This is a genomic window from Streptomyces sp. NPDC001852, from assembly GCF_042891825.1.
Taxonomy (GTDB): Bacteria; Actinomycetota; Actinomycetes; order Streptomycetales; family Streptomycetaceae; genus Streptomyces.
Genome location: NZ_JBIATN010000001.1, coordinates 282,413 through 296,238, shown reverse-complemented (window position 1 = coordinate 296,238; position 13,826 = coordinate 282,413). Strand labels below are relative to the sequence as shown.

8 protein-coding genes are annotated in these 13,826 nt (G+C 70.9%); all 8 read right to left on the bottom strand.

Features of this window, described 5'->3' with window-relative positions; genetic code table 11:
* Positions 1-31: 31 nt before the first annotated feature.
* The gene (locus ACFYZB_RS01250; RefSeq protein WP_388752826.1) at positions 32-1,693 is read right to left on the bottom strand and encodes a hypothetical protein; all 1,662 of its coding nucleotides are present in this window, start codon (positions 1,691-1,693) and stop codon (positions 32-34) included.
* The gene (locus tag ACFYZB_RS01245) at positions 1,690-4,443 is read right to left on the bottom strand and encodes a phosphoenolpyruvate synthase (RefSeq protein ID WP_388752824.1); all 2,754 of its coding nucleotides are present in this window, start codon (positions 4,441-4,443) and stop codon (positions 1,690-1,692) included. The genes ACFYZB_RS01250 and ACFYZB_RS01245 overlap by 4 nt, the downstream gene beginning before the upstream one ends.
* A 171-nt stretch (positions 4,444-4,614) precedes the next feature.
* Positions 4,615-5,130: a GNAT family N-acetyltransferase gene (locus ACFYZB_RS01240; protein WP_388752821.1), complete on the bottom strand. Its 516-nt coding sequence runs from the start codon at positions 5,128-5,130 to the stop codon at positions 4,615-4,617.
* Between the two features lie 319 nt (positions 5,131-5,449).
* Positions 5,450-8,287 (bottom strand): type 2 lanthipeptide synthetase LanM family protein, encoded by a 2,838-nt coding sequence (locus tag ACFYZB_RS01235; RefSeq protein WP_388752819.1) that lies wholly within the window; start codon positions 8,285-8,287, stop codon positions 5,450-5,452.
* 179 nt (positions 8,288-8,466) lie between these two features.
* On the bottom strand, positions 8,467-8,667 hold the full coding sequence (locus ACFYZB_RS01230) for a DUF6229 family protein (RefSeq protein ID WP_388752816.1): 201 nt from the start codon (positions 8,665-8,667) through the stop codon (positions 8,467-8,469).
* 392 nt (positions 8,668-9,059) lie between these two features.
* Entirely contained in the window at positions 9,060-10,034 is a 975-nt protein-coding gene (locus ACFYZB_RS01225) for an antibiotic biosynthesis monooxygenase (RefSeq protein ID WP_388752814.1), read from the bottom strand.
* Positions 10,035-10,040: 6 nt separating this feature from the next.
* Positions 10,041-12,758, bottom strand: coding sequence for a molybdopterin-dependent oxidoreductase (locus ACFYZB_RS01220; RefSeq protein WP_388752811.1), 2,718 nt, complete (start codon positions 12,756-12,758; stop codon positions 10,041-10,043).
* A complete protein-coding gene (locus tag ACFYZB_RS01215) occupies positions 12,755-13,582 on the bottom strand; it encodes an FAD binding domain-containing protein (RefSeq protein ID WP_388752809.1) in 828 nt (275 codons plus the stop codon). The genes ACFYZB_RS01220 and ACFYZB_RS01215 overlap by 4 nt, the downstream gene beginning before the upstream one ends.
* Between the last annotated feature and the right edge of the window lie 244 nt (positions 13,583-13,826).

The following is a 13,826-nucleotide window of genomic DNA, read 5'->3' as shown; positions in this document are numbered from 1 at the left end:
GGTGGGAGTGCGTGCAGGGGGCCTGGTGCGGTCACCGGGCCTGGTGGGGCTGGGCACCGTTGCCGGCCAGCAGGTCGCGGGCTTCCTCTATGGGAAGTTGCGCGTCGAGGTGGGCGCCGATGCGCAGCCAGTCGTGGCCGAGTTGCAGGGTGGCCCGCCAGGTGTCCGCGGAGTCGAAGGAGAGCGGGAAGGTGTGGGCGCCCACGGCGGCGCGGACCTGGGCGACGAAGCCACGCAGCTCGGCGAGCAGGGCATCGCCGTTCGTCGTCGGGCCGGCGGTGCACTGCAGCAGTTCGCCGGCGTGTGCCCCGATCGGCCGGGTGCCGGACGGCAGCAGGTCGAGGCGGCGTACGAGGTCGCAGTCGGCGGGCAGCGGATGCACGCCGTGGGAGCTGAACAGTCCGCGCAGTGCGGCGTGCACGGCGCGCCGCACGCTGAGTTCGGCGACCCGCCACTGGCCGCGTCGCACGGCGCCGGTCAGATCCTCGACGGCGTTCTCGACGACCACGTTGGACCACACCAGGGCCATGGCAGCGGCGGCGAACCGGTCGGCGGGCAAGGGCATCAGATCGACGGCTCGGGGGCCGGTGACAGCGGCGCCGCGCACCGACAGCACCGGCTGTGCGGTGGAGGGCGGCGGGGTGACGGGGCCGGGCGGCGCGGCGAGCGGCAGCGACGGGGTGACGGTGCCGCCGCCCTTCCAGGCGAGGCGGATCAGCCCGTAGCGCAGGAAGACGGCCAGCAGCGGGCCGGGGCCGGTGACACCGGTGTCCGCGGCCGCCTCCAGCACGCGGGGCAACGGCCGCCCGAGGACGAGGGAGCGCCACAGGGCACCGGCGTCGTCGCCCAGGGCGAACAGCTCCCGCCGGGCGCGGACGACGTGGACCCGTTCGCCGGTCTGCCAGGTGGTCACCCCGGCCACGCGTTCGACGGTGAGCCGCTCGGGCCGCCAGGGGACGCCGGTCAGCCCGAGATCCATGGCGAAGGCGAGACAGGCGGTCAGGTGGCCGCGGGCGGCGTCGGCGTCCGCGGACGCGGGGGCCGTGGCCTCCAGCTCCCAGTAGCGGTCACGTACGTCCGGCCGCCCGGCCCGGTCCAGTTGCAGGGACAGCCACTTGGGTTCGAGGTAGGTCTCGCCCAGGCCGGCCGCCCAGGACTTGACGGTCTGGACGAGTCCGGCGCGGGTCCAGTCGACCGCCTCGTCGCTCTCGCCGAGGCACAGCAGCGCCATCGCATGCCGCAGGGACTGGCGGGCCCGGTGCGCCCACCAGTCGGCGGTGATCCGGCGGAACCGCTCGACGGGCAGCACCGCCTTCACCTCCTCCACCAGGGCGTGGCCGCGCAGCGGGTGGCTGTGCAGCAGCCGCTGGCAGCGGTTGAGGAGGTCCTCGGACAGCCGGCCGGGCCGCTCGGCTCCCTCCTCCAGCGCCTGGAACTGGCCGGTGAGTTGGCGCACCGACCGGGTGCGGATCTCCACCCGCCGGCCCTCCAGGAACAGCAGCGACGGCATGGTCGGCAGGTCGTCCTCGGTGCGGCCGATGAGCAGGAAGTCGATGTCGGAGGACGGGTTGCCGAACCCTTCCGCGATGGAGCCTTCGAGGACTACGGCCCACTCGGTGCCGTGGGGCGGTTCGGCGAGGGAGTCGAGGGACGTGTCGAGCAGGTCCTGCAGCTGCTCCTCGGTGAGGATCACGGGTGGGTCTCCGTTCCGGGGCCGTCCTGCGTGGCGGTCGTACCGTCGTCGGGAGGGTCGGCGAGTACGGTGACCGTCCCGGCGGCGCCGTCGACGCGGAGGCGGGTGCCGGTGCGGATCTCGGTGGTCAGGTTACTGACCTGGACCACTGTCGGAATTCCCAACTCGCGTGCCACGACGGCGACATGGGTGAGCGGGCTGCCGCGCTCGATGACGAGGGCGGCGGCCGAGGGCAGTGCGGCGACCCAGCCGGGGTCGGTGCGGTAGGTGACCAGGATGCCGCCGCCGATGTCGCGGGGGCTGTCGGTGACCACGGCGGGCCCTTCGGCGACGCCGGGGCAGCAGGCGGTGCCGCGCAGTTCCCGGGTGCCGCTGCGGGCGGCCGGGCCGCAGGTCCAGCCCGCCCGGTCCAGGTTGCCCGACCAGTACGGGGCGCCACGGGTGGTGAAGCGGGACGGGGCGTGCAGGCCGGTGTCGACGGCCAGTTGCCTGCGACGCAGCGCGACCAGCTCCCGCAGCTCGGTGTGGACGATCATTCCCTCGTACGCGCCGCTGATCTCCTCCAGGCGCAGCAGGAACACGTCGTCCCAGGCGTCGATGGCGCCGGCGCGCGCCAGGTCGCGGCCCAGGGCGCGCAGCATGCGCTTGGCCGCGCCGAAGGCCCGGGTGCGGCAGAACCTGAGCCGTTCCCGGTCGGCGAGCGCCGTCCGGGCCTTGTGCCGCACCCGCTCGTACAGCACGCGGCGCGGGCCGCGCAGGTGCTCGTCGAGATAGGCGTCGGCCTCGCCGCCACGCTCCGGCGCGCCGTCTCCCCCGGTGTCCGACAGCGCGTCACGCAGCAGGGCGAACAGCCCTGCCGGGTTCTCGTACAGGTCGGGGACCTCCAGCTTGAGTTCGTCGGGGCTGCGGTAGCCGTAGTCGGCGATGTACGCGTCGACGGCGGCCAGGAACCGGGGGTGCCCGGCCTCGCGCAGCGCCCGGTAGGAATCGGGATCGGGTGTGTGTTCCAGCACGTGCAGGACCTCTTTGTCGGCGCGTGCCCGGTCGGCCAGCTCGCGCAGTGCCCGCACCGGTTCGGCGGACTCCACCGTGCCGCCGGGGGCGGCGGCGGCCCAGGTGAACCATTCGGGTGCCTCCGGCAGCCAGCTGCGGGTGAGCAGCGCCAGCAGCCCCACCGAGAGCAGGATCGTGGCGTCCAGGGCCTGCATCGGGCCCCATTTTTCGATGAGTTCGCGCTGCAGCCGGCGGAAACGGCGGTAGGTCTCCTCACCGGGCAGGCTGTCGTAGTCGACATTGTTGAACATCGCGTATGCCCGGTAGAAATCCCGGTGGAAGGTCTCCACGGATTTCCGGATGGTCAGGAACCTCGTGGCGAAGATCGTCGTGCGGGCCATGCGCGAGAGCCGGCCGCGCAGCCCCGGTCGCGGTGTGAACGGATGGAGTGTGTCGGCGATCTCGTCCGGAATGCTCTCCGCGACCCCGAGCGATTTCTCCAATACCCGCCGGCTGAGCGGGTACAGCGGGGCGAGGCGCACCATTCGGTACCAGTGGAACAGGTTGTAGTAGACCCGTCCGTGGACATAGCCGAGCAGGTGCGGGGTCCACTCGCGCACCTCGCGCAGTTGCTCGCCGCGGACGCCCAGGGCGCGGGCGTAGCTGTCGTACACCTTGGCGTAGGTGTCGGCGGCGAAACTGAAGGTGAGCGGGGAGACGACGCCGCTGAAGCTCTCGATGATGTTGGAGTTGTCCCAGACCCGCAGTTCGCCCTCGGGTTCGGGCACGGGGGCCGGGGCGGTGACCGGGCGGCTCTGCAGAATCCACAGGGTGCCCTCGGCCGTGGCCCACTCGATGTCCTGAGGGGTGCCGTAGCACGCGGTGATGCGAACCCCCGCCTCGTGCAGCCGGGCCAGACCGGCGGCGGTCAGAACCGGCGCCGACCGGTGCTCGCCGGCGACGGGCCGCACCCGGCAGCCGGGTCCGGGTCCGGCCTCGTAGCGTTCCCGCTTGTCGCCGATCACCGTGGTGAGCGGCTCGCCGGTGGCCGCGTCCAGGACGACGGTGTCCGCGTCGACCGCGCCTGAGACCAGCCCCTCCCCCAGCCCGTACACCGCGCTGACCACATGGCGGTCGGTACGGCCGGTCGCCGGGTCGGCACTGAACAGCACGCCGCTGCACTCGGCCGGGACCATGCGCTGGACGATCACGGCGACGCCCCCGGCACCGGGTGGCAGCCGGCGCTGGGCGCGGTAGCACAGGGACCGCTCGGAGAACCCGGAGGCCCAGCAGCGGCGGACATGGGCGGTGACCTCGTCGAGGCCGCGGATGTTGAGGAAGCTGTCGAACTGGCCGGCGAAGGAGTGCCGGGCGCCGTCCTCCTCCGCGCCGGAGGAACGGACGGCCACCGCGCCGCCGCCGGCGTGCCGATAGGCCCGGGCGATGACCTCGGCGATGCGCCCGGGAAGCGGCGCGGCCTCGATCAGGAGCGCGATCTCCTCGGCGACCTGCCTGGCCTTCGACTGCCAGCCGTCGGTGAGCAGTCGTGTCATCCGCTCGTCCAGTCCACTGGCACGGCGGAATTCCGCGAAGACGTCCAAGCCGAGTACGGACCAGCTCGGTACGTGAAAGCCGGACGTGGTCAGGGTGTGGAGGTTCTTCCCCTTTCCGCCGGCCCATGCGGCCATCAGGGAATGGTCACTGGCCGGTGTGAGAACGTTCAGGGGTCGGTGTCCGGGCGTCGTACTGGGCGACAACTCGTTTCCCTTTCAAAGGTGTTACTCACGGGTATGAGTCGACCTCGCCCGACTGTTTCACAGCACTGCCCGTCAAAACATCGTGTGCGCCCGCAGCGGGCGTATTTCGGCCGCTGTAGAGCCTTCAATATCTCGATGGTTCACACAGGAATCCCCACCAGCGGGCCGGATCTAGAGCAGAATGCGGAGGTCGACCACGGACCCGGTGGCTGCGACCGGCCTCGCGTCCAGTTTCTCCAGGACATGGAGCATCGACCTGTTGCCCGCCGTCACCACGGCGGCCAGCGCGTGGTGTCCCTCGCGGCGGGCAACAGCCGCCGCATGCTCGGCCAGCGCTGCGCCGAGCCCCCTGGCCTGCCACCCGTCCTCGACCAGGATCGCGAGTTCCCCCACCCCTTGCTGATCGGTGCGCATGACGTTCGTCATGGCGATGATGTGGTCCGCACGCCCGGCCGGAGCGGTCACCAGCGTGGTGCCGCGCTCCGGGCTGGACAACCGGCGCCATTCGGCGGGCGTCAGGCCGGACTTGCCCGCGTGGTATCGCAGGGCTCGGCTGCCCGGCGAGCAACGGCGGTGCAGTTCCTGGACCGGCACCAGGTCGACGGGAGCCGCCTGCCGGGTCCTGGTGGCGGTTCCGTCGGTCAGTGTGATCGAGTGTGCGTCGTCTCGACGGCGGGCGTCGGGCATCGACGTTCTCCTCACATTGCGATCGTGACTGCTGTGCCGCGGGTCCCGCGAAGCAAGCGCGGCCTTGCTGCCGCAGCAGTCTTTCCCGGTCCCGGGTCGCCTCAAGAGGACTTCGCGTCACTTCGATCGCGCTGCGCTCACACCCAATCACGGAGAGACGCGAAAATCCGGAGGTGTCGTGGCCGTCGTGGACGCCGATGCTGAGCTTTGCGCCCGATATCACTCCAGGATTTGCACGGAGGGCCGCCCGGCCCCCGCCGCCCGGACCGGCCGAGGAACGCGCTGTCGAACCGCCCGGTCCCTGGCGGCTGTTCCGGCTTCAGTCCAGGAGCAACGGATTGGGCAGGTCCGCCGCGGGATCCATGCGCAGGAGCGTGTGCAGGACGCCGGCGAGACCGGACATGAGGCTGGGTGAGAACGCCTCACGGGCCAGGCCGCCGACGGGGCCGCGCTGTTCGAGACCGGTGAGGATCTCCGCGTCGAGGTCCATCGGGTCGCCGAAGCCCAGGGAGGTGAGGAACTCCCAGAGGCCGAGGTCGCCGTGGCAGAGGGTGTGGCTCCAGCCGAAGCCCTCGGCGGCACAGGCTCGTGCGGCGCGCTGGGCCATGTCGAGCTGGTCGGGATCGCCGGTGCGCCGGTGCAGGTCGAACATGCCGATGCCGATCCCCGCGCTGCCGTGGCACCAACTGGTGAAGAAGTCCTCCTCGGCGCCGATCCGGGCGTCGAGCCAGTTGCCCTGTCCGGGCTGCCAGAGGGATTCCTGGAAGGCGAAGGCCTGCTGAGAAAGGCGCCTCCAGCCGCAGCGTTCGGCCATCGAGCCGGCATCGCTGAGGGCGAGCCGGGCCAGCGCCCAGCCGATGCCGGTGGCGCCGTGGGCGAAGCCTCCGATGCCCTCGGGGTTGAGCCGGGTCGTCCAGCGGGCGCCGCTCGCGTCGGGCGTGGCCAGCCCGGCCAGCCGGCGCCCGATGTGCGCGGCGGCGCCGAGCCACCGGTCCTGCCCGGTCGCGGTGGCCAGGTCGAGCAGGGGGACGATCGCGCCGGCGGCCCCGTTGAGGAGGTCCACCTCGATGTCCTCCTCGATAAGTGGAGCGTCCTCGGCGAGCAGCCGGGCCCGCTCGCCGGCCCGCTCCAGCAGCCAGTCCTCGCCGAGCACCCGGTGCAGTGCCAGCCACGTCCACACCTGGGAAGCGGCACCGCTGAACGCCCCGGCCGACGGTGTCGGCGTGAGGTCCTCGGTGCCGAGCAGCACGCGCAGGGCGCCCTCGAACGTCTCGGCCACGCCCGGCACGGCGTCGGCCCGGCCCGCCCGTACCTCGGTCAGGTACTCCGCGAGCGTCAGCACGACCCCGCCCTGCCCGGTGTAGAGGTCGGCGGGCAGCACCCGGATGGACCATCCGGCGGGAGTGAAGACCGGGCTGATCCAGGTGACCGTGCCGTCCGCGCCGCGCACCGCACCGTCGCACAGCCGCCGTACCATCTGCGCGGCCAGGTCCCGGCGGCGCCGCTCCCGGTCGTGGGCGTGCGGGTCGCGGGCGGCGGCCTGCACCCGGGCGGGCAGCGAACGCTCGTTGAGGTAGGCGCCCACCAGCGCGTCCTGGATCACCGCCTCCTCGAGCGCCAGATCGGCGGTGCGCCAGTCCCCGACCGTTTCGCGTACGGCGGTCTCGTCCACGGCGAAGGTGAACATCGGTACGTCGCCGGCCAGCAGGTCCGCGATCTCGCCGTCGATGGTCGCACGGTCGGTGGGCGCGCCGGGCAGCACCTCGGCGTTGCGCCGCAGGATGTCCCTGGCCCGCTCCACGGCAGCCGCCTCGTCGTGCAACGACGCCGGATGCCACAGCATCCGCCCGATGTCGACGTACGCCTGCGTCGGCCGCCGGATACGCCGCGCCTGGGTGCCCTCGAAGCGGTGCAGCAGCCGGTAGGGGTCCCGGCCGGGCCGGTGCAGGTGCGCGGTCATCTCGCGGAAGCCGGCCAGGATCCGGTCCCAGTACGTGCTCAGGACCGGTGTGGGGCTGGGGTGGTTGCCGGTGGCGGGCACTGCCACCAGGTCCACCTGGAAGCGGGCCGCCGCGGTGCCGCCGTCCGCGATCACCGGGTTCGGGATCAGCGGCTGCTGACCGGGCAGCGCCCCGACTCCGGAGATGTCCACTCCGCCGAGGGCGAAACCGGTGCCGCGCACGGGCAGCAGTCCGGTCCGCAGCACCGTACGGCGGATCGCCGCCGCGGCCACGTCCACCGCGTCGCCCCGGTCACCGGGCGGGAACGGCGCCGGGGCGTCGAAGAGTGTCTCGGCGTCCACGATCACCGGCACCGGACCGGCGGCGATCATGTTCTCGGCGTGCATGTCGGTGCCGCCGGTGAACCGGAGGACGGCCAGCCAGTGTCCGACCCCGCGGTAGAACGCGGCGAGTTCGGTGTCGTCCACGCAGTACCGGTGGGGGACGAACTCGGCCCAGCCGTAGCCCTCACGCGTCAGGGTTCGCGGCACACGGATGCGCTCGTCCGCCGCCGGGGCACCGGGGAAGTCCGCGAACAGCTCGTCCAGCAGGGCGCCCAGTGCCACGTCGATCCCGGACGCCCGGGGCTTGTACATGACCCTTCCACCCGCGAAGTCGACCCGGCTGACGCTCAGTCCGCCCCGGTGGCTGTCCCCCGCACCGAAGGTGACGGCGCGCATCTCTCCCGGCTCTCGGCCCAGCAACGGCGCCAGCGACGCACGGTCCGCGGCGAGCCGTGTCGCGAACGCCGCCGTTGCCGCCACCGAGAGCCGCGCCACGCACGCGATCCGCCGGCCGAGGCTCGGGTACCGGCCGGCCAGCCGGTCGAGGTAGCCCGGTTCGCCGGCCTGCTCGATGAACGCGGACCATGTCTCCCTGTCGGCGGCGGCTTCCCCGCCACCCGCGGTTCCCACCTCACCTGCCGTCAGGCGCAGTGCGTGCAACTCGATCAGGAACAGGCGGGAGAGCTTGGCGTGCAAGGACCTGAGCAGGGCGGTGTGCCCGGCCTCCACCACGGCGTCCCGTTCTTCCCGGCCAAGTGAGTCCACGTCGGCCAGCCGCCGGGCCAGCTCGTCCCGCCAGGGCCGGGCGATGCCCCGTACCGGTTGGATGAACCATTCCGCCTGGTCTCGCGTCTCCAGCCCCGAACCGCCCACCGTCCACCTTTCCCGTCCCACCGCGTCGCGCCGTCGAAGGCGCCCGGACGGAGCATGGGGAATCGTTTCACCAGGCCGGTTCCCCACGCTCCTGCTCGTAGATCCTCACTCCGCGAAGGCTCTCCGCAATCGGAGTCCCTCACAGGGCACCGCATGCCTCGAGGGGCGAGGCGGGCTTGTCAGCAGCACCAACTGCCGTGCGAACCGCTCGGGCTGGAACAGAAGCCGTAGAGGGAGTCGCTCGGGTCGGTGAGTGCGGCCTCGGCAGCCGTGCCGCCGACATACAGGGGCCCTGCGGGGTTGGACCGGCCGTACGCGCTCTCGGCGCCCGACAGCCAGGCCTCGATCACGGCGGTGTGGGACACACGGGTCTGGGGCATGGATGGCCTCCGGACATAGGGATGGGGCGGATTGCCCAGCCCTGAGTATGGCCGTGTCCGAACAGACGTCAGATGGCCGATTCGGCCACACTCATGTGGTGCTCGTGCGGCGCCGTGCCGTCTCCGGGGCCGACGAGAGGGTACGACGGGCACACCGCGCCACGTTCTGGGCACAGGCACGCTCCAGCGCACGGCGCGGTGAGGTTGTGGGAGGTGGCGGAAAGAGGTCTCGACGTTCGTGGGGGTGCGTGCGAAGGGAGGGCGGACCGAATGACGGTGACGGCCCGGACAGGGTCATGCCCCGCTGTCCGTGGCCGGCCGCGGCGGAGTCGGTCTCGAACCGGCCGCGACTGCGGCAGCAGGTGACCTTCGACCGTCCGGGCGGTCACCGGTCACGGCAGCGTCCAGAACCGGACCGTGACCAGGTAGAAGACGGCAGCCCAGAAGGCCATCGCCACCGCGACGACACCGAGGCCACGGAGGTTGGTCCTTGCCGCCGGTTCGTCCGGCGACGGCCGCAGCCATCGCCCGAGCAACGGGTTCACGTAGTAGGGCATGGTCAGGAAGCTCATGAGGAAACTCGACAGCAGGTTGCCCACGAGCAGGCCGATCCAGAGCGGCATGTGCAGCGGGGACAGAGCGAGCGTCAGCAGCACGACAGTCGGGTACAGGCCGACCCAGACCGCGAGGGAGGTCCTGGTCTCGGAGGGCGGCGGCGGTGCCTCCTTCCCGTTGCCCTCGAAGGCGAACCAGCTGCCGAACGAGTTGTCGATCGTACGCAGTTTGAAGTCGCTGAACTTGTCGCCCTCGGCCAGGATCGCCTGCCGTTGGGGCGACGTCAGCCAGGCGTCGAGGTGCTCGGCGCTGTCGTAGCGGTACAGCGTGGTCCATTCCTCCTGAAGCCCGGCGATGGGGCGGAAGAGCTCGGTACCGCGAAACCCCTCGAACTTGCTCTCCTCCTGGACCATGCGGTGCTGCCAGGCGAGGAAGTCGTCGACCTGGTCCGGGGAGACGCGGTGGGTGACCACCACCGTGACCAGCGGATCCAGTGACTGCGTGCCACTGCTGACCACCTGCTGGGTCGCCGGACCGTCGAAGTACTTGGCGCCGGCGTCGAGATACGTCTGCCTGGTCGCGCTGTTGATCCACGCCTGCAGATGCGCCACCGAGTCGAAGCGGTACACGACGACCCAGTCGGGTTGCAGCGGTGTCGGCGGGGAGATCTCGGCGCCGAGGAAACCTGGGTAGTAGGCGGCCGCGGCGTTGAGGTCCTCCTGCCATGTCTCGAACTCCCGCTCCATCCCGGGCAGGACCTTCTGGCCGATGATCGCCGTCGCCGCGGCGGCTACGTTCTTTGCGGTGTTCATGGTGACTCAACCTGTCGACACCGACTGCTCCGCAGGGAGCCGGCCGTAAATGCGTTCCGGAGTCAGCGGCAACGCACGGTAGCAGACGCCCGTGGCGTCATGCACCGCGTTCGCGAGCGCGGGGGCCACCGGATTGATGCAGCACTCGGCCATCCCCTTCGCCCTCATGGGTCCCACCGAATCCGCCGAACCCACCAGGAGGACCTCGGTACGGGGGATGTCGGCGTAGGTGGGGATGCGGTAGTTCCGGAGGTTCGGGTTGACCATGACGCCGCTGTCGTCGACGTGGTGATTCTCGGTCAGCGCGAAGCCGATTCCCTGGGCGACACCCCCCTCCACCTGTCCTCGGACCTGCGCCGGGTTGATGATCACGCCGGCGTCCGCCGCCTGCACGCTGTACAGGATCCGTATCTCACCCGTCACCCGGTGCACGGCGACCCGGAACCCCTGCGTGTTGGAGGTGACGCTGCGGGGCGAGCCGTACGCCTTGCGTGCGGCGGTGAAACGGATCCCACGCGCCCGGGCGAGCGCGACGAGTTCGGCCAGCGACACCCGCCGGTCCCCGCAGACGACACCGTCGTCGTCCATCGTGCACATCACGACATGGACGCCCGTATGTGCCGCGGCGAAGTCCAGGATGCGGTCGCGCACGGCATTGGCCGCCCGCAGGACCGCGTTGCCCGCCACGAAGAGGCCCGCGCTCGCGAAGGCACCCGTGTCGAATCCCGTGCGGTCCGTGTCGGACTGCACCAGACGGATCCGCGACGGCGTCGTGCCCAACTGGTTGGCCGCGATCTGGACGTGTGCCGTGGAGGTTCCCTCCCCGAACTCGGGGGTCCCGACGGCCAGTTCGTAGATGAGATCGTCGCCCAGCGTGACCCAGGCCTCGGAGATGTGCTCCGTCGGGGGCGCGGTCTCGTGCAGGGAACTCGCCACGCCGGTGCCGACCAGCCACTCGGGGCCGGGAGGCGGCCCGCCGGCCGTACGCGCCAGGGCGTCGGCCACCAGGTCGATGCACTGGGCGAGCCCGTCCTCGGTGAAGATCACGTCGTCGGGGCCGTCGTCCATGGCGACCAGGGGCTCACCCGGCCGCACGATGTTGCGTCGGCGCAGTTCCAGCGGGTCGAGGTGCAGGGCGCGGGCCAGTTCGTCCATCGCCGACTCCACGGCGAACGCCGGCTGTGTCATCCCGTAACCGCGCAGCGCCCCGCTCGGCACGGTGTTCGTGTAGACGGAGTACGCGTCGTACCTCTTGTTGGGGCAGCGGTAGATCATGACGGCGGCCCCGCCCGCGTACAGCGTCTCGCCGCCGTGGTTGCCGTAGGCGCCCGTGTTCGACACGTTGCGGACCTGGAACGCGGTGAGCGTTCCGTCGGCCTTCGCGCCTAGCTTGATCGTCAGGGTCATCGGATGCCGCGGCGAGGCCGTGGTGAACTCCTCCTCACGGGTGTACTCGAGACAGGTGGGCCGCCCGGTGTCCAGGGTGGCGAGCGCGACCAGGTCCTCCGCGATCACCTCCTGCTTGCCGCCGAAGCCCCCGCCGACGCGCTTGCAGAACACCCTCACCTGGTCCGGGCGCAGCGCGAACAGGTACTCCAGTTTGACCTTCGCGATCGACGGTGACTGCGAACTGGTACGGACGTTCAGCCGGCCGTCCTCCATCCAGGCGATGGAACCATGGGTCTCCAGATGGGCGTGCTGCACCCGCGGTGAGAAGTACGTGCCTTCGTGGATCACGTCGGCCGCGGCGAATCCCGCGTCGATGTCGCCGATGCGCGAGTGGATTTCGACCAGGATGTTGTGGGCGGGATCGCGGATGAACGGATCGTGGGAGCCGTGCAGCTGGGGTGCGCCGTCGGCCATCGCCGCCTCTGGATCGAACACCGCCGGCAGCACCTCGTACTCGACCGCGAGACGCCGGCACCCTTCCTCGGCCGCCCCGACCGTGTCGGCCAGGACCGCGGCGACGCGCTGGCCGGCGAAGCGGACCGTGTCGTCGAGGATGTAGGTGTCGTCCGGGTCGACCAGGTGGTCGGTGTGGATCGCCGTGGTGAAGCGTCTGCGGGGTACGTCTTCCCAGGTGTAGACCCGGTGCACGCCGGGCACCGCGAGGGCGGCGCGCTTGTCGATCGAGAGGATCCGGGCGTGCGCGTGGGGTGAGTGCAGCACCTTGAGGTGGAGCATGCCCTCGATCCGCGTGTCCATGGTGAACTCGGCGTGACCCGTCACCACGTCGTGGCCCGCGGGCGCGCCGACGCTCGTCCCGACGGCCTTGCCCGGTGCTGCCGTCTCCACCGCACTGACACCCTTCACGGCGTCCTCGATCGCCCGGTATCCGGTGCAGCGGCAGAGGTTGCCCTTCAACGCCCGTGGCAGGTCCGCCTTCTGGTCCTCGGTGAAGGTGGCCGACGTCATGATCATCCCTGCGGTGCAGAATCCGCACTGGAACCCCGGGGCGTCCTCGAACTGCCGCTGCACGGGATGCGGGGCGCCGGGCCGCCCGAGGCCCTCGATGGTGGTCACCTCCCGGCTGTCCGCGCGGAACGCGGGAGTGATGCAGCTGTGGACCGGTGTGCCGTCCAGCCACACCGTGCAGGCGCCGCAGTCGCCCGCGTCGCACCCCTTCTTGACACCGAAGTGCCCGAGTTCGCGCAGGAAGGTGCGCAGGCACTGGCCGGGGGCCGGTTCCCGGTCGAATGCCCTGCCGTTGACGATGTAGCTCATGCCAGGTCCCCAGCGTTGAGTTCGCGGCAGATCTCTTCGGCGAAGTACCGTGTCAGATGCCGACGGTGGTCAGGGGTTCCGTTGGGATCGGCGAACCAGACGTCGGCCGGTACGGCGTCGATGCTCTGCCGCAGGGTCCGCACATCGGGCAGGGAGTCGAAGGCGATGCGGACCGGCCGCGTGGTGCCGGCGGTGACGGTGAGCACCAGGTCGTTCCCTCCCGGCCGTTGTGTGCCGACGAGGAACACCGTCGAACGGCCGAGGCGGGTCAGCGTGAAGCGACGGTGCGCGGTGCGTTTGCGCAGCGCGCGCTCCGGAATGGTGATGCGCCGAAGGATCTCCCCGGGGACGAGAACGTTGCGGTGGTCGCCCGTGACGAAATCGAGGGCGTCGACGAAGCGCACGGAGCCGTCGGGCGCCCACAGCTCGTACTGCGCCTCCAGCGCGACGGTCAACGTGATCATCGGGCCTGCGGGCAAGGACATGCAGATGTTTCCGCCGACGGTCGCCGCGTTCCAGACCTTGAACGAGGACAGGAATGCCTCACAGCTTCTCCGGAAGAGGATTCCGGCGGTCCAGCTCTCCGGCCATGGGAAGGCGTACAGGTCGCGAATGGTGCATGTGGCGCTGATCTCCAGGCCCTCGTCCGTCGGAACAAGAGGCTCCCAAGGCAACGCCGTCAGGTCGATCAGCCGTCGCAGGTCCGGCTGCTCCGTGGAGTAGAGCCACGTTCCACCTGCGAGCCAGGCATCGCCTTCGTGCCAGTCCATGCCTGGCCGCTCGGACGGTCGCCGGACCACTTCGGTGATGGTGTTCAGGTCCATGAATACCCACCTACGGGAGAACGGACCTACGGGAAGGCAACTGCCCCCTGGCGCTGTTGGATCCCGCTGACCCAGCAGGTGTTGTCCGCCATGCCGCGTCGGGGCGGCTGAGCCTCGAGGGGCAGGCGGGCACAGAGACTTTTCCACAGCTTATCGCGGCATGCGGACGACGGCCCGGCCGAGGGCAACTGAAAGTAGCCGACTCACCCCGGAACGTAATGGAGTTCGTCAGCCGGAGCGGCAC